This window comes from Maritimibacter harenae (assembly GCF_009882975.1).
GTDB lineage: Bacteria > Pseudomonadota > Alphaproteobacteria > Rhodobacterales > Rhodobacteraceae > Maritimibacter > Maritimibacter harenae.
In genome coordinates, this window is the sequence record NZ_WTUX01000019.1 from 273596 (window position 1) to 289543 (window position 15948).

At 65.4% G+C, this 15948-nt stretch carries 15 protein-coding genes and 1 pseudogene; all 16 read left to right on the forward strand.

The window, feature by feature from the left end; all coding sequences use genetic code 11:
* Positions 1–15 precede the first annotated feature (15 nt).
* The 16 genes and pseudogenes from GQE99_RS16080 to GQE99_RS16155 all read left to right on the forward strand — a co-directional run bounded on the left by GQE99_RS16080 (position 16) and on the right by GQE99_RS16155 (position 15917).
* Entirely contained in the window at positions 16–567 is a 552-nt protein-coding gene (locus tag GQE99_RS16080) for a TRAP transporter small permease subunit (protein WP_161352654.1), read from the forward strand.
* Positions 564–1847 (forward strand): TRAP transporter large permease, encoded by a 1284-nt coding sequence (locus GQE99_RS16085; protein ID WP_161352655.1) that lies wholly within the window; start codon positions 564–566, stop codon positions 1845–1847. The genes GQE99_RS16080 and GQE99_RS16085 overlap by 4 nt, the downstream gene beginning before the upstream one ends.
* Positions 1844–2587 carry a 5-oxoprolinase subunit B family protein gene (locus GQE99_RS16090; protein ID WP_161352656.1) on the forward strand — a complete coding sequence of 248 codons (744 nt, stop codon included), beginning with the start codon at positions 1844–1846 and terminating at the stop codon, positions 2585–2587. The genes GQE99_RS16085 and GQE99_RS16090 overlap by 4 nt, the downstream gene beginning before the upstream one ends.
* Complete coding sequence (locus tag GQE99_RS16095; RefSeq protein ID WP_161352657.1) at positions 2584–3612, forward strand: 5-oxoprolinase subunit C family protein; 1029 nt, start codon at positions 2584–2586, stop codon at positions 3610–3612. The genes GQE99_RS16090 and GQE99_RS16095 overlap by 4 nt, the downstream gene beginning before the upstream one ends.
* A 407-nt stretch (positions 3613–4019) precedes the next feature.
* Complete coding sequence (locus tag GQE99_RS16100) at positions 4020–4784, forward strand: SDR family oxidoreductase (protein WP_235917261.1); 765 nt, start codon at positions 4020–4022, stop codon at positions 4782–4784.
* A gap of 109 nt (positions 4785–4893) precedes the next feature.
* Entirely contained in the window at positions 4894–5508 is a 615-nt protein-coding gene (locus GQE99_RS16105; RefSeq protein ID WP_235917262.1) for a hypothetical protein, read from the forward strand.
* A gap of 31 nt (positions 5509–5539) precedes the next feature.
* Positions 5540–5701, forward strand: a complete 162-nt coding sequence (locus GQE99_RS16110) for a cupin domain-containing protein (RefSeq protein WP_161352659.1) — start codon at positions 5540–5542, stop codon at positions 5699–5701.
* A gap of 305 nt (positions 5702–6006) precedes the next feature.
* Entirely contained in the window at positions 6007–6840 is an 834-nt protein-coding gene (locus GQE99_RS16115) for a choice-of-anchor F family protein (protein WP_161352660.1), read from the forward strand.
* 84 nt (positions 6841–6924) lie between these two features.
* Positions 6925–8328 (forward strand): autotransporter outer membrane beta-barrel domain-containing protein, encoded by a 1404-nt coding sequence (locus tag GQE99_RS16120; protein WP_161352661.1) that lies wholly within the window; start codon positions 6925–6927, stop codon positions 8326–8328.
* A gap of 460 nt (positions 8329–8788) precedes the next feature.
* Positions 8789–9769 carry a TRAP transporter substrate-binding protein gene (locus tag GQE99_RS16125; RefSeq protein WP_161352662.1) on the forward strand — a complete coding sequence of 327 codons (981 nt, stop codon included), beginning with the start codon at positions 8789–8791 and terminating at the stop codon, positions 9767–9769.
* 24 nt (positions 9770–9793) lie between these two features.
* On the forward strand, positions 9794–10285 hold the full coding sequence (locus tag GQE99_RS16130) for a TRAP transporter small permease (RefSeq protein ID WP_161352663.1): 492 nt from the start codon (positions 9794–9796) through the stop codon (positions 10283–10285).
* Positions 10286–10288: 3 nt separating this feature from the next.
* Complete coding sequence (locus tag GQE99_RS16135; RefSeq protein ID WP_161352664.1) at positions 10289–11581, forward strand: TRAP transporter large permease; 1293 nt, start codon at positions 10289–10291, stop codon at positions 11579–11581.
* Between the two features lie 76 nt (positions 11582–11657).
* Positions 11658–13004: a histidinol dehydrogenase gene (hisD, locus tag GQE99_RS16140; RefSeq protein ID WP_161352665.1), complete on the forward strand. Its 1347-nt coding sequence runs from the start codon at positions 11658–11660 to the stop codon at positions 13002–13004.
* Between the two features lie 97 nt (positions 13005–13101).
* On the forward strand, positions 13102–13863 hold the full coding sequence (locus tag GQE99_RS16145) for an SDR family NAD(P)-dependent oxidoreductase (protein WP_161352666.1): 762 nt from the start codon (positions 13102–13104) through the stop codon (positions 13861–13863).
* Positions 13860–14879: pseudogene (locus GQE99_RS16150) on the forward strand (LacI family DNA-binding transcriptional regulator); the annotation flags it as partial. The gene GQE99_RS16145 and the pseudogene GQE99_RS16150, both read left to right, overlap by 4 nt.
* A 72-nt stretch (positions 14880–14951) precedes the next feature.
* Entirely contained in the window at positions 14952–15917 is a 966-nt protein-coding gene (locus GQE99_RS16155; protein WP_202530903.1) for a cupin domain-containing protein, read from the forward strand.
* The last annotated feature ends 31 nt before the right edge of the window (positions 15918–15948 follow it).

Here is a 15948-nt window from a genome sequence, read left to right on the forward strand (position 1 = left end):
ACAGGAGGGATCCCGATGGCATATGGAATTCTGCGCGCTCTGCGCCGTGCGAACGGCGTGATCGCGGTCCTGATCGGGATCCTTCTGATGGCCTGCGTGGCCTTCGTGCTGGCCGACATCCTTCTCAGACAGGTCGGCTCCACGCTTGGCGGTACGGACGAGATCAGCGGTTACGTCATGGCGATCGCGACGAGCTGGGGCATGGGCTACACGCTCATGGAGCTGGGCCACGTGCGCATCGACATCCTGCGCAGTCGGGCGCAGGCGCAGGGCAGGGCGGTCTTCGATATCGTCGCAATGGCTGCATTGTCCGGCACGATAACCCTCATCGCATGGCGCGCCTGGCCGGTGCTGGAGCGGTCCTTGTCCAACGGGTCGCGCGCCAACACTCCGCTCGAAACGCCGCTTGCACTGGTGCAGGTGCCGTGGCTTGCCGGCTGGGTCTGGTTCGCGATCGCCTCCTGGGCGACGCTGGCCGCCGCCCTCATGCTGCTCATGCGCGGCAACCTGGTCGGGTCCGAAAGCGCCATCGGCACGATGGGTGAGCTGGAGGCTCTTGAGAAATGATCGCTTACCTCTCACTCGGCCTGCTTGGGCTGCTCAGCCTGTCGATCCCCGTGGGCATCGTGCTGTTCCTCCTGGGCTTCGGGGTGGACACGTTCTTCAGTCCTTTCCCGCTGGTGCGGGGCCTGGGCAACCTCGTGTGGTCCACGTCCAACAACTCCACCCTGATCGCGATTCCGTTCTTCGTGCTTCTGGGCGAAATCCTCGTGCGCTCGGGGATCGCCACCCGCACCTATGCCGCGCTCGACCGCTGGGTGAGCTGGCTTCCCGGCGGCCTCGTGCACGCCAATGTCGCGACCGCGACGATGTTCTCGGCGACCTCGGGTTCGTCGGTCGCCACCGCGGCGACCGTGGCCACCGTCGCAATGCCGCAGGCCGAGAAACTCGGCTACGATCCGAAGCTTTTCTCCGGGGCGATTGCCGCGGGCGGCACGCTTGGCATCATGATCCCGCCGTCGATCAATTTGATCGTCTACGGGTTCCTGACGCAGACCTCCATTCCGCGACTGTTCCTGGCCGGCCTCGTGCCGGGGATCGCGCTCGCACTGGCCTTCGTGGTGATCACGGCGATCCTGTGCACGCTGCGCCCCTCTCTGGGCGGTGAGCGTCGGGTCTTCCCCTTCCCCGATATGCTGCGCGCACTGATCCAACTGATCCCCATCATCCTGCTCTTCACGGTCATCATCGGAACGATCTACAAGGGCTGGGCGACGCCGACCGAAGCCGCCGCCGTGGGCGTGGCCGGTGCGATCGTCATCGCGGCGGCGTTCGGGAGCATATCGCTGAAGATGTTCCACGAGGCCGTCCTCGGGACCGTCAAGATCACCTCGATGATCATGCTCGTGGTGATCGGGGCCTCATTCCTGAACTTCACGCTGGCCTCGGCCGGGATCGGGCGCGAGCTTCAGGATTTCCTGGGCGGGCTGGGCCTGTCCAACCTGTCGACGATGCTGGTCATCGTCCTGATCTACATCGTGCTCGGCTTTTTCATCGAAACGCTGTCGCTCATGGTCGTGACCATTCCGATCATCGTGCCACTGGTCGTCCAGATGGGCTACGACCCGATCTGGTTCGGCATCCTGATGATCGTGCTCATCGAGATGGCGCTGATCACCCCGCCGGTCGGGCTGAATCTCTACGTTGTGCAGGGCGCACGCAAATCGGGCCGGATGTCCGAGGTCATGCTTGGCACCATCCCCTTCATCGTTGCGATGCTGCTCATGGCCGTCGCCCTGCTCGCCTTCCCGCAGATCGCCCTCTTCCTGCCGGACGCGCTGCAATGAGTGACGGTGACGTGCTGGAGGGGCCCGTGATGCGCAATGTCGGCATCGACGGGCTCCTGGTGAGTTTCGGCGACCGGCTGAGCGAGCCGGCGAACCGCGCGGCGATGGCATTTCGCGATGCGCTCGAGCGGGAAGGCCCGGAAGGCATTGAAGAGACTTCGACCTCGCTCGTCTCGACCTACCTGCGGTTCGACCCCGTTCACGCCGATCACGGGGCGATGCGCAGGCGGCTGGAGGAGATGCTGACCGCCCGGAACTGGTTCGAGGCCACGCTGCCCGGCAGTCGGCGGCTGTGGCGCATACCGACGGTGTTCGGCACGGCGCTCGCCCCTCAACTCGACGAGGCCGCGGCGGCTGCGGGAATGGATCCGGAGGCCGCGATCCGGTCGATCGCGGGCGCGCGGGTGCGTGTTCAGACCATCGGTTTCGCCCCGGGACAGCCCTACCTTGGCCAATTGCCGCCCGATTGGGACATTCCGCGACAGACCCAATTGACCGAAAAGGTGCCGGCCGGAGCGCTCGGGCTGGCCATCCGCCAGATGGTGCTTTTTTCCGTGCCGACGCCCACGGGCTGGCGCCATGTCGGACAGACGGCTTTCCCGCTGTTCCGTCCTGCGACCGATGCGCCCTTCGTCCTGCGTCCGGGAGACGAGGTCCGGTTCGACCCGGTGTCGCCGGAGACGCTGGAGCGGATGAAAGGGGACGCCGACGGCGGGGCGGTATCGGAGATCCTGACATGAGTGCAGAGCTTGTCGTGCATCGCGCGGGACCCGGCCTGACGGTGCAGGACACCGGGCGACCGGGCCATTTGCGCGCCGGGCTGTCGCGGGGCGGGGCGGTGGATCGCCTGGCGCTGGCGGAGGGGGCCGCCCTCCTGGGCCAGGCCGAGGAATGCGCCGCCATCGAAATGGTCGGCATGGGGGGAGAATTCGAAGCGACGCAGGACACCCGCATCGCGCTGACCGGCGCGCCAATGCGGGCCAGCATAGACGGCACGCGGGTTGCCTGGAACGCGAGCCACGCCCTCCCGGCCGGCATACGGCTGAGCATCGGGACGGTTGAAACGGGAAGCTACGGGTATCTCCATGTCGGCGGTGGCATCGACGGGCCCAAGCGGCTCGGCGCCCGCTCGGCACATCTCGCGGCCGGGATCGGCGCGCCGCTGGCCGCCGGCGACCGTCTCGCCCTCGGGGCCGACCCACGGCCCGGGGCGACGAACCTCCGGCTGGAGCCGGAGCCGCGTTTCGACGGCGGCACCGTGCGCATCGTGCCCAGCCTCCAGACCGCCTTCTTCGACGAGGCCGAGCGCGACAGGTTCGCGACGACCGCCTTTCGCCGGGACACCCGCGGCAACCGCATGGGCGTGCGGCTCGTGCCCGAAGGCCGCGGCTTCGAAAGCGTCGCGGGTCTGTCGGTCCTTTCGGAAGTCATCGTGCCCGGCGACGTGCAGATCACCGGGGACGGCACGCCATTCGTGCTGCTGTGCGAATGCCAGACGACAGGAGGTTACCCCCGCATCGGATCGGTCCTCCCCGCAGACCTGCCACGCGTGGCGCAGGCCGGCGCCGGCGCGATGCTCCACTTCCGCTTCGTCTCCCTCGAGGAAGGCATCGCGCTCGAACGGCGCGATCGCCAGGTGCGCGAGACGCTGCGCGGCCGGCTCGTGCCGCTGGTGCGGCGACCGGAGGAAATCCGCGATCTCCTCGGCTACCAGTTGATCAGCGGCGTGACCGCCGGCGATGACCTGGAGCGTCCGGACATCTGACGCATGACGCGCGGTCATCCATTTGTCGCCCTCGCGGCTGGGCTTGAAGCTCCGGGAGCGGGGCTGTGGGTGACGCATTCCGCGTGGTGGGAGGCAATAAGTCCGAGTGTCCCTCCGATAGCAAAGGACCGCGGTCGGTCTGATCGCGGTCCAAGTCATGCATTTTCAAGGCGGTCTTTGTAATCATGGACATCCTCCAATTCCCGCAGGGAAATACCAGGTGGCGTCGGCTGGATCGAATACACGTGCGTGACTTGGATACGCGGTTTTCGACGTAGCGGCCCAGGGCGTCATCCTCTCGCAGGAAACCACTGCCTCACTGAGCACTGCTGAATTGACCGCCATCAACATCGCGGGCTCCTGGCAACGTTAGGGTGTCGGTATTCAGTAGGAGGTCCGAGATGGGAATGGTTGAAGGGAAAATCGCGCTCGTCACCGGCGCCGGAGCCGGGATCGGCCGCGCGACCGCGCTCAAGTTCGCGCAGGAGGGCGCGAAGGTCATGGTGTCCGATGTCGACACCAAGGGCGGCGAGGAAACCGTCGAAATGATCCTGAACGACGGGGGCGAGGCAGCCTTCATGAAGGCTGATGTTTCATCGGCGGGCGAGGTCGCGGCCCTGGTCGACAAAGTAGTCCAGACCTTCGGCCGACTGGACTGCGCCTGCAACAATGCCGGGATCGAAGGCAAGGTGATCCCGATGGCCGACCAGCCGGAGGCCAATTACGACGCCGTGATGGGCGTGAACGCGAAAGGCACGTTCCTGTGCTTGCAGGCGGAAATCAAGCAGATGCAGAAGAACGGCGGCGGCGCCATCGTGAACCTCGCGTCCGTGGCGGGCCTGATCGGGTTTCCCGGGTTGTCGCCTTACGTGGCGTCGAAACACGCCGTCAACGGCATGACGAAGAACGCGGCGCTCGAATATGGGAAGGAGGGCATTCGCGTGAACTCCATTTGCCCCGGCGGCATCGACACGCGCATGCTCGACTCCCTCGCCGAACAGGCCAGTGGCGGTGCCCAGTCCACGCAGGAAATGATGGACCCGCTGCATCCGATCGGGCGTATCGGCCGGCCCGAAGAGGTCGCAGAGTTGATCGTCTGGCTCTGCTCGCCGCGCGCGTCCTTCATCACCGGGGCCAATGTCCCGATCGATGGCGGCTACGTCGCTCAGTAGGTCTTCGAAGAGTGGGATGAACATCTTCTGACCGCCAGAGTCCGGCAAGCTTCGCTCGCCAGTCCGTCCTTGATCCCCATCAATGCAATGCCCGCCGCGGAAGAGTTCGATGACAGCCAGCATGGTATCAGGAGGCGGGACGGCGATGAATGAAATGGACACCGAGCAAGAAAGACTAACGGCGATCAACGTTCCTGAGGCCGTAGGTGTGTTCGACACGTTCGAGGATCTGCAACAAGCGTTCTACGATCTTCGTATGGTCGGCATCCATCATTCCGACATCAGCCTCTTGGGGGACGAAAAAGCGCTGAAAGAAAAGCTCGGCAAGGCTTACTGGCGCTCCTCCGAGCTGGAAGACGATCCACGGGCCCCGCGCGCCCACTTCGTATCGGAAGAAGCTATCGGCGAACTCGAGGGAGCCATCATCGGTGGGTTCTTCTTCGTCGCCTCATACATCGCGATGGCAGCCCTGCTGACGCCTGTGAGCACACTTGCTGCCTCCATTGCGGCCATAGCTATCGGTGGCAGCCCGGCTGCGGTGATCGGCACCTTGCTGGCGGGACGTGTGGGCAAGCATCACAAGGACTACTACGCACAGCAGATCGAGCACGGCGGCATACTCCTCTGGGTCCGCGTCAGGGACAAGGAGCGCGAAGAACTGGCGGTGAAAATCTTGGAAGGTCATTCCGGACGCGATGTGCACGTTCATGACTGGAGCGAATGAATATCCTGAAACACAGGCAGGAGGCGCCGAGATGAAGGGCTTTGCAGATGGTATCGGGAAGTTGACCGAAGAGAACGACAATTTCCGCAAAGTGCTCTACATGGGCGCGAAGATCCAACAGGTCCTCATGGCGCTCCAGCCAGGCGAGGAGATCGGGGAAGAGGTCCACGATGACCGAGATCAGTTCTTCTGATTGGAAACGGATGCTGGCGAAGTCTGGATCGACAGCGTGGCCAATCCAGTAAAGGCCGATGACGGCGAAATCGTTCCTGCCGGGGCCAAACAGATTGACTGTCAGGTCAGGACCCAATTGAGGCTGACCGATCACCACCCGTTGATATGACGACTTTCCCCGAAGGAAGCGCAAGGGAAGTGTTGTCGTTCAGCATAAGAACCAAATCTGTATTCAGTTGATCACTTAAAAGAAATTGAATGTGTTTTCCGGGTGCGGTTTCGTGGCGTCAGACTTTGACTGACATCCTCGAAACGGTTTCACACATGCCGCTCAAAACGACGCAACTTGCATTCGCCGCCGCCTTTCCCCTCCTTCTCACAAGCACGCTGACCCCGGCCGCCGCCGGTGAAATCACCGGCTTCGACGGGGCCTTCGGGGATGGCATCATCTACATCGACACAACCGAGAACGTGACGCCTCCCGGGATCCAGTCGATCACCGGCGCGCTCAACAACGACGACTTCACCTCGGCCAACGGGTTTTCGCCCAGCGGGGTGGTGAACTGCCTGATGGCCAGCAACGACAATGTCTGCAATTCGCCCCCGGGCACCGGCAAGCGCTACAAGTCCTGGCTCCAGGGGCCGGATGGCTTCGACCTGCGCTTTCTCACGGCACCGTCGGGCGGCGTGACCGAGTATTTCAACTTCGGCAAGGTCACCAACTTCAGCGGCGCGCGTGTGGCCGGGTTCAGCTTCATCCTGGGCACGGGCACCGGCGCGGACTTCACGCCGGTCGCAGCGGGCGGCGCCGACGGGGTGTCCTTCGACAACCTGGTCGCCGCCACCGCGAAGGCGGGCGAATGGCCCACCGTGACTGCGGGCGATCTCGACCAGAACCCGCTGCAACGCTTCTTCTTCCCCGGTGGTCTCTTCGGTGACGGCGGGCAGGAAGGCGTCACGGGCTTCTTCAGCGCGGATGACGCCGGCTTCGAAGTGGTGCCGGACGCGGACCTGATCCGGCTCGACACCGGCGTGTTCTTCAACGCCGAGCACCTCGCCCTCTTCGGCGATGGCCTGCTCGACCGCACGCGGCTGCCCGAAGGCCTGTTCTGGGACGATGACGGAGACCCGAACACCGAGGCGGTGCTCGTGGCCTAGTATAACACCAGCGCGGGCGAATGGCAGTATGGCAACGTCGCCGACGATCCCGGCACCGCGGGCGTCGACGAGGCGGCCGAGTTCTTGCAAGCGCTGGCCGACGCGCTTGGCGTGACGGTGCCCGACCTGGCCCACACCGGGTCTCAGGGCGCCCCGGTCCCGGCCCAGATCGTCGCGCTGATCGAGGGCAACGCGGCCTTCGAGGAAGCCGGGATCGAGGACATCTCGAACCTGAACCTCAACTTCTCCTTCGACGTGAGCGACATCGTTCTCGGAGAGTTCACGCTGCGCATCGCACCGATCTTCTTCCCGATCGTGAATGCCGCCGGGACCGACTACCAGTTCGGCGTCGCTGCCGCGCTGGACGGGGCGAATATTCCCTACCTGGCGGCCGATCCGGCCTACCAGACGGTGATCTCGGACATCCTCGCGCTGCCCACGGCCGCCGAGCAGCAGCAGGCGCTCGAACGGCTCGGCTATTCCTTCCTCGCCGCGCACGGCAACCTCGAATACGAGATGGCCCGCCAGACGGTCGACAACATCCTCTTCGGCAGCGGGCTGGCGACCGGCGCTTCGTTCCTGTCGGCCGGCACCGAGCGGTTGTCGACGAGCAACGGCGCAGACTCGATGGGCGAGGCCGCCGCGCGCTGGTCGCTGCCCAACGGGCTCGAAGGGTTCCTGGCCATGTCGGGCACGATGGGCACGGTGGGCAACACCACCAACTCGATCGGCTACAGCTTCCGCGACTACGGCGCGACGGCAGGTGTGAGCATGGGCTTCGGCGACATGTTCGAGGCCGGGCTCGCCGTGAGCTACGGCACCGCCCAGGCCACGATCAACGACAACCGCGGCAGCCTGGCCGCCCGCAACTACGGCGTGGCGATCTTCGGCAAGGGCCGGTTCGACAGCGGCCTGAACGTGAACGGCGTGGCGGGCTACCAGTTCGGGTCGATCGACAGCACCCGCAACATCAACGCGGCTTCCGTGAGCGCGACGGCGCTCGGCACCAACCGGGCCTCCGACCTGTTCGCGGCCCTGTCGGCCGACTGGATGTTCGACATGGGCGCGCTGTCCATCGGGCCCTCGGCCTCGGCCGAGTATCACCACGTCTCGACCCAAGGCTTCACCGAGACCGGCGCGGGCCTCTTCAACGTCACCATGGACGGCTTCACCACGGACCTGTTCACCGGCACTCTGGCTGTGAAGGGCGAATACGACATCCCGGCGGGCGCCGGTGACGTGACGCTCTTCGGTCACGCAGGCTACACCGTGATGCGCGGCTCGGACCTTGCCGTGCCGTTCCGCTTCGGCCCTGTCCTCACCGGCACCACCGTCGCGGACGGCCTGTCGGGCGGCTATTTCGACGTGGGCGCGGGCGTGAAGGCGGACCTGGGCGACATGGCCTCGATCGGCGTCGAGTATCGCGGGGCCCTCTCGGGCGGCTACCAGAGCCACATGATCCGCGGCGGGGTCCAGATCTCGTTCTGATCCTGACTCGTTGCGTGACCCGAAGGTGCGCGGGGCGAAAGCTTCGCGCATCTGGCCATTCTGCTGTTGATGACTGGCCGCGTCGCGCCGCCTTTGACAGGCATGCACCGCCGCGCTCCCGGGTTTCCCGGGTTGTCGCCGAGCGACCAAAGCCCGCATCACGGCCACCGACACCGCCGAAGTCGCGCTCGACAAGCTTCGAGCGCGGATCGCCGCCGATGAGCCCGATTCGCCGCGCTCCGGTTCCGGCTGACGCAGGTCGGTCGGGCGATTGAGGTGTCCCGATTTCTGAAAATTCCATTATTTTACAATAAGTAAGAAGTGCTTTGGCAGCAATAATGCACAGGAGTGCAAAAAATCCTTGCGCCAAGATATATCTTTCGAGATTGTTTGCACACGAGTGCAATATGTGGAGGAACACGGCACTCATGAGACACAGCTTCTTTCGGAGGAGGATAACATGAAAGTCGCACCAATCTTCGCCACATGCCTTTCGGTGGCCGTCGCAACCACCGCCGGCGCCGAGACCATCCGCATCGGTCACGCGACTCCGGAGTCGTCGCCGATCCACAAGGCCCTGGTCTTCTTCGAAGAAGAGCTCGAAAGCCGCTCGGACGGGGACTTCGAGGTCGAGATCTTCCCGGGAGGCCAGCTGGGCAGCGTGCGCGAAATGACCGACCTCGTGCAGTCGGGTAACATCACCATGACCACCGGCGCCTCGGTCCATCTGAGCTCGGCGGTAGACGAACTGGCCGTGCTCGACCAGTTCCTGCTGTTCGAAGACGAGGAACAGGCACGGTCGCTTCTGGACGGCGAGGCGGGCGATGCCATCGGCGAGGCGATGGAAGCGCGCGGGCTGAAGAACATGGGCTTCATGGAGCTGGGTTTCCGCAGTTTCACCAACAGCCGCGGCCCGCTCGACAGCTACGAGGCGTTCGAGGGCTTGCGGATGCGTTCCGCTGACAACCCGATCGCGATCAAGGCATGGCGTTCCGTCGGGGCCGTTCCGGTGCCGCTCGCGTGGGGCGAAATCTACTCGTCGCTCCAGCAGGGCCTGATCGACGGCCAGGAAAGCGCACTGAGTTCGATGATCATCGAGCGTTTCTTCGAAGTGCAGGATTACGTTTCGCTTACCGGCCACATCTACTGGCCCGAACTGTGGATGGCCGATCTCGAGTGGTTCGAGAGCCTGAGCGACGAGCAGCAGGCGCTGGTCGAAGAGGTCGCGGCCGAAACAGTGGCGCTCCAGCGCGAACTCACCGCCGAAGCCAACGCCGCTACGCTCGAAGAGCTGCGCGAGGCGGGCCTCAAAGTCAACGAGCTGCCCGCAGAGGACAAGGCGCGGCTGGGCGAGACCATGAATTCGGCGATCGAGGCCGACATCCGCGCCAAGGTGGGTGACGCGTTCTACGACACCTTCATGAACGCGGTGTCCAAGTAAGACCGAAAACGGGGAGGAGGCGACATGCGCACGCTCGAGAAATGGTTTGAGCCAGCGGTCATCGTGACCATGCTTGGGGCGATCATCGTCCTGGTCTTTGCCGACGTCGTCGCGCGGTTCGCCTTCTCCACCTCGGTCGCGGTGGCCAACGAGATGGCCCGGTTCTGCTTCGTCTACATGATCTACTTCGGTGTCAGCTACGCGATCCGCGAACGCCGTCACATGCGGGTCACCGTGATCCTTGATGGCCTTCCTCGCGCCTGGCGGCGCTGGACCTTCGCGCTCGCAGAAGCGGTGTTCCTGATCTACTCGGTCGTCGTGTGCTGGCTGGGGGTCATCATCACTCAACAGTCCGTCGACCGGGGTCGGATCATGAGCTCGACGGAGTGGCCACTGGGCGTGCTCTATGCCGCGATCATCCTCTCGGGCGCCCTGAGTGCCCTGCGCCTGGCCCATTCGCTCTGGCGCGTCGTGCGCCACGGCGACGACCACCTCACGCCGCAGCAGGATATCTGATCCATGACGACCGCAATCCTATTTGGCAGCTTCTTTCTTCTCTTGGCGATCGGCGTTCCGATCGGCGTCGCGCTGGGTGGCGCGAGCCTTCTGGCCATCGCCGTCATCCCCTTCCTGGGGTTCGACCTCTACGCGCTCGGCCTCGTGTCCGGCATCGACAGCTTCACGCTGATCGCGGTCGTTCTTTTCACCCTTGCCGGCAGCCTGATGGCACAGGGCGGCATCTCGCGGCGCCTGATCGCGGTGGCCGACCGTGCCTTCGGACGCAGCCCGGGCGACCTGGGCACCGTGACGATCATGGCCTGCCTGTTTTTCGCCGCGATCTCCGGCACCGGCAGCGCGACCGTGGCGGCCATCGGGCTTGCCATGATCCCCGCGCTGGTCAACCGTGGCTACGACCGTGCTTACGCCGGCGCGATGGTCGCGAGCGCTGGGGGATTGGGCGTCATGATCCCGCCGTCGGTGGTGATGATTGTCTACGCGGTCTCGGCCGGCGTGTCGGTGACCGCGCTTTTCATGGCGGGTATCGTGCCGGGCCTCGTCATTGCGCTCACCCTGATCATCTACAACATTTTGCACCGCCGTAAGGCCCCGCCGAGCGCGGAAGAGGCGCCCGACACCGACGGTTCCGTCTGGGCCGCTTTGAACGAGGCCAAGCTCGCGCTCGCCATGCCGGTCGTCGTGCTGGGTGGCATCTATTCGGGCATCGTGACGCCCACGGAGAGCTCTGCGGTCGCCGTCGTCTATGCCTTGGTGGTGAGCTGTTTCGTCTACCGCGAGCTGCCGATTACGGCATTGCCGAAGATGATGCTGGAGGCGGCCCTTCTGGTGTCTTCCGTCCTGATCATCATCGGCGCCTCCGTTGCCTTCGGCCGCATCATCGCGTTGGAGAAGATCCCCTCGGAACTTGCCCAGTTCGTCCTGTCGGTAACCGACAGCAAGGCGGTCGTGATGATCGCGGTAATCCTGCTGCTGCTCGTGGTCGGCACGTTCCTCGAAACACTGGCGGCGATCGTCATCCTGACGCCGGTCATTCTGCCAATCATGATGCAGCTGGGAGTGGACCCGGTGCATTTCGGCATCGTGATGATCGTGGCGCTGGCCATCGGCTTCGTCACCCCACCGCTGGGGGCCAACCTCTTCATGGCCGCGCAGGTCGGCAAGGTGCCATTCGACCAGATCGCGCGCCGGATCTTCCCGTGGGTGGGCGTCATGGTCGTGGCCCTCCTGATCATCGCCTTCGTGCCGTGGCTTTCGCTCGGCCTGCCGCAGATCTTCCTTGGCTACGGAAACTGACGCGCGGCACCTACACACCCTGCACGGCGCCAGGGCGCCGTCCGCGAACCGAATTGAACAGACCTGGAGACCGACGATGAGCATTACCTATCTCAAGAAAGGCAAACCGGAGGCCGAACGCGCCGAGGACGACCAGAAGACCCGCGCGATCGTCGAGGGGACGCTGAAGGACATCGAGACGCGCGGTGACGCGGCCGTGCGCGAGCTGAGCGAGAAGTTCGACGATTATTCGCCCGAAAGCTTCCGGCTGAGCCAGGACGAGATCGACGCGCTGATCGGGGAGCTCTCGGAGCAGGAGCTGGCCGATATTCGCTTCGCCCAGGAGCAGGTGGTCGAATTCGCCAAGGCGCAGCGTGCCTCGATGACCGATATCGAGGTCGAGACGCGGCCCGGCGTGATCCTGGGCCACAAGAACATCCCCGTGCAGTCGGTGGGCTGTTACGTGCCCGGCGGCAAGTTCCCGATGGTCGCCTCGGCCCACATGTCGGTGGCCACGGCGAAGGTCGCGGGCGTGCCGCGCATCGTGGCCTGCACGCCGCCGTGGCAGGGGCGCCCGAACCCGGCCGTGGTCGCCGCCATGCACCTGGGCGGCGCGGACGAGATCTACGTGCTGGGCGGGATCCAGGCGGTGGGCGCCATGGCCATCGGCACCGAGACGATCGACCCGGTCCACATGCTCGTGGGCCCCGGCAATGCCTTCGTCGCCGAAGCCAAGCGCCAGCTCTTCGGCCGCGTGGGCATCGACCTGTTCGCCGGGCCGACCGAGACGATGGTGATCGCCGACGATACCGTCGACGCCGAGCTCTGCGCGACCGACCTGCTGGGCCAGGCCGAGCATGGTTACAACAGCCCCGCAGTGCTCCTGACCAACTCGCGCAAGCTGGGGGAGGCCACGCTGGACGAGATCGACCGGCTCCTGAAGATCCTGCCCACTGCCGACACGGCCGGCGTGAGCTGGGCGGATTACGGCGAGGTGATCCTCTGCGACAGCTATGACGAGATGCTGGCGGTCGCCGACGACATCGCCTCGGAGCACGTGCAGGTGATGACGGACCGGGACGACTGGTTCCTCGAGAACATGACCTGCTACGGCGCGCTGTTCCTCGGGCCGCGCACCAACGTGGCCAACGGCGACAAGGTGATCGGCACGAACCATACGCTTCCCACCAAGAAGGCCGGCCGCTATACCGGCGGGCTCTGGGTCGGCAAGTTCCTCAAGACCCACAGCTACCAGAAGGTCACGACCGATGCCGCGGCCGCCGAGATCGGGGAAATCGGTTCGCGGCTCTGCATGCTCGAGGGGTTCGTCGGACATGCCGAGCAGTGCAACGTCCGGGTGCGCCGTTACGGCGGGCGCAACGTGCCCTACGGCACCGGGGCCGAGCCGACGGGCGCGCCGGCGACGGATCGCAAGACCGGCTGAGAGACCGCGTTGCGCGGGGCGTGCCACGCAGGCGTCCCGCCATCCACCCACACGCGACCGGCCGGGGCCGTCGCGACAACCCGAGAAGGAAGGCAACATGGACATTCCCAGGACACCGTCGTTCCGACTTGATGGCCGGTCCGCGCTGGTGACGGGCGCGTCCTCCGGCATCGGCCTGGCCTGCGCCGCAGCGCTCGCACAGGCCGGCGCCGCGGTGACCTGCGCCGCGCGCGGGCAGGAAGCGTTGTCGGCGGCGGTCGACGCCCTGGTCGCGGACGGCGGCGACGCGCGTGCCCTGCCGCTCGACGTCACGGACACCGGCGCGGTCGAAGAGGTCTTCCAGGGGCAGGCGTTCGACATCGTCGTGAACTCGGCGGGTCTTGCGCGTCATGGCCCGGCGCTCGAGACCAAGCCCTCGGATTTCGATGCGGTATCCGACGTGAACCTCAAGGCCGCCTATTTCCTCTCCCAGAGCGCCGCACGCGCGATGGTGGAGGCCGGGCGCCCCGGGTCCATCCTTCACGTCAGCAGCCAGATGGGCCATGTCGGCGGGCCGGACCGCGCGGTCTACTGCGCGACCAAGCACGGGCTCGAGGGCATGGTGAAGGCGATGGCGATCGAGTGGGGGCCGCACCGCATCCGCATCAACACGCTCTGCCCGACCTTCGTGCGCACGCCCCTGACCGAAGGCACCTTCGCCGACCCCGAACGGCGCGCGTGGATCGAGGAGAAGATCAAACTGGGCCGCGTCGCCGAGGTCGAGGACCTCATGGGGGCGACCGTGTTCCTGAACTCCGACGCGGCGGCGATGATCACCGGGACATCGCTGCTGGTCGACGGCGGGTGGACGGCGGAATGAAGACCGAGAGTAACAAGAAGGTCACTGCCTCCGAGGTCGCTGCCCGTGCTGGCGTCAGCCGATCTGCCGTGAGCCGGTATTTCACGCCGGGCGCGTCGGTGTCGCCCAAGACCGCGACCAAGGTCGCGCAGGCGGCCGAAGAGCTGGGCTATCGGCCCAATGTGCTCGCGCGCTCGCTCATAACCGGACATAGCCGGATCATCGGTCTCGTCGTCGCCTATCTCGACAACTATTTCTACCCGGAAGTGCTCGAGCGTCTGTCGAATGCACTTCAGGCGGAAGGCTACCACGTGCTCGTCTTCATGGCGCCCAGCACACGCGCCGACGTGGACCAGGTGATCTCGGAGATTCTCGACTACCAAGTCGACGGGTTGGTCTTCGCATCGGTGACGCTCTCGTCCGAACTCACGTCGCGCTGCCAGAAGATCGGCGTGCCGGTAGTGCTCTTCAACCGCCTGCAAGACATCGAAGGCATCAGCGCCGTCGTGTCCGACAACTTCGACGGGGGCCGCCGGGTGGCGGATTTCCTCGTCGAGGGCGGGCACCGTCGCATTGCTTACATCAGCGGGGCCGAAGACGCTTCGACACAGCGTGACCGTGAGGCGGGCTTTCGCGCAGGGCTGGAGGCGGCCGGGCTCGACATCGTCGCCCGCGCCTCTGGCGATTACGACCGGGAGACGAGCCGCCGCGTCTCGCGCGAAATGTTCGATGTGGCCCCCGAGAACCGGCCCGACGCCGTCTTCGTCGCCAACGACCACATGGCGATCGTGACGATGGACGTGCTGCGCTACGAACTGGGGCTCACCGTGCCCGGCGATGTGTCTGTCGTGGGCTTTGACGACGTGCCGCCCGCGAGCTGGCCATCCTATGACCTCACGACAGTGCGCCAGCCCGCCGACCGCATGGTCGCGGAGACGGTCGAAATCCTTCTCGAACATATCAACGACCCGGATATGCCGCCCCGTCGCGTGACCACCGATGCCCGCCTGATCGTGCGCGGCTCGGCCCGCCGACCCGGCGAACCGGTGACCCACGTTGGGGCGGGCGCCCCCCTGACACCCCTGACAAAGGAGGAGAATGACATGCTTATGAAGAACACCGACCTCTCCGGACGTATCGTGCGCTACGGCGAGTTGCAGCCGTGCCGCACGGCGTTCATTGATGCGCACACGCCGGGTTCCGACCAGAAGGAAAACTTCACGATCATCGGCGGCGGCGTCAGCGAGAGTCCCGATCAGCATGTGCACATCGACATCCCGCACGGCTTCAACATCGGCGCCGCGGGCCAGCCGCCCAAGTGTCGCAACTCGCTCCACAGCCATCGCACGGCGGAAGTGTTCTTCGTGCTCTCCGGGCGCTGGCGCTTCTTCTGGGGCCTTCACGGGACCGCTGGCGAGGTCGTGCTCGAGGAAGGTGACATCTTCAACATTCCCACCGGTATCTTCCGCGGCTTCGAGAACGTGGGCACCGACTACGGGATGATCATGGCAATCCTGGGCGGTGACGATGCGGGCGGCGGCGTTATCTGGGCGCCCCAGGTTATCCAGGAGGCCGACGCCCACGGGCTGGTCTTGTCGGAGGAGGGCAAGCTCTACGACACGAAGAAGGGCGAAAGCCTGCCCGAGGGTGTGGGCAAGATGCCGCTTCTGACCGAGGAAGAGCTCAAGGCGTTCCCTGAACCGTCGGCGGCCGAGGTGATCCCGGATTTCGTGGCACGCTATTGGGACATCGCCGCGATGGCCCACGAGGCCCCCGTCAAGGTGATCGGCGAGACCGGACTTTTGCGCGACCGCCCCGGCTTCGAGGTGGACCTCGTGACACGCGACAGCGCGACCGAGACCCCGGAGCAGTTCGACCGCCCCACGGTCCTGATGCCGTTCCGGGGCCATTGGCGGGTCACCTGGGATGGTGGCAGCACGGTGCTCGCCCCGGGCGATACGATGAGCGTGCCGGAAGAGCTCGACCACGCGGTTGTGCCGGCCATGTCCGGGGAATCCGCGCTCTACAGGGTCATCGGGACGCAGGATCCCGCCGGCCCGACCCGGGCAGACTGACCGCGATCCGCGCGGCGGCGCGCCCACACAA

Coding starts and splice junctions, on each gene's coding strand:
- GQE99_RS16130 (WP_161352663.1), top strand. CDS start 9,794: ATGCGCACGCTCGAGAAATGGTTTGAGCCAGCGGTCATCGTGACCATG.
- GQE99_RS16090 (WP_161352656.1), top strand. CDS start 1,844: ATGAGTGACGGTGACGTGCTGGAGGGGCCCGTGATGCGCAATGTCGGC.
- GQE99_RS16155 (WP_202530903.1), top strand. CDS start 14,952: ATGAAGAACACCGACCTCTCCGGACGTATCGTGCGCTACGGCGAGTTG.
- GQE99_RS16100 (WP_235917261.1), top strand. CDS start 4,020: ATGGTTGAAGGGAAAATCGCGCTCGTCACCGGCGCCGGAGCCGGGATC.
- GQE99_RS16135 (WP_161352664.1), top strand. CDS start 10,289: ATGACGACCGCAATCCTATTTGGCAGCTTCTTTCTTCTCTTGGCGATC.
- GQE99_RS16080 (WP_161352654.1), top strand. CDS start 16: ATGGCATATGGAATTCTGCGCGCTCTGCGCCGTGCGAACGGCGTGATC.
- GQE99_RS16110 (WP_161352659.1), top strand. CDS start 5,540: ATGAAGGGCTTTGCAGATGGTATCGGGAAGTTGACCGAAGAGAACGAC.
- hisD (WP_161352665.1), top strand. CDS start 11,658: ATGAGCATTACCTATCTCAAGAAAGGCAAACCGGAGGCCGAACGCGCC.
- GQE99_RS16085 (WP_161352655.1), top strand. CDS start 564: ATGATCGCTTACCTCTCACTCGGCCTGCTTGGGCTGCTCAGCCTGTCG.
- GQE99_RS16145 (WP_161352666.1), top strand. CDS start 13,102: ATGGACATTCCCAGGACACCGTCGTTCCGACTTGATGGCCGGTCCGCG.
- GQE99_RS16115 (WP_161352660.1), top strand. CDS start 6,007: ATGCCGCTCAAAACGACGCAACTTGCATTCGCCGCCGCCTTTCCCCTC.
- GQE99_RS16125 (WP_161352662.1), top strand. CDS start 8,789: ATGAAAGTCGCACCAATCTTCGCCACATGCCTTTCGGTGGCCGTCGCA.
- GQE99_RS16105 (WP_235917262.1), top strand. CDS start 4,894: ATGACAGCCAGCATGGTATCAGGAGGCGGGACGGCGATGAATGAAATG.
- GQE99_RS16095 (WP_161352657.1), top strand. CDS start 2,584: ATGAGTGCAGAGCTTGTCGTGCATCGCGCGGGACCCGGCCTGACGGTG.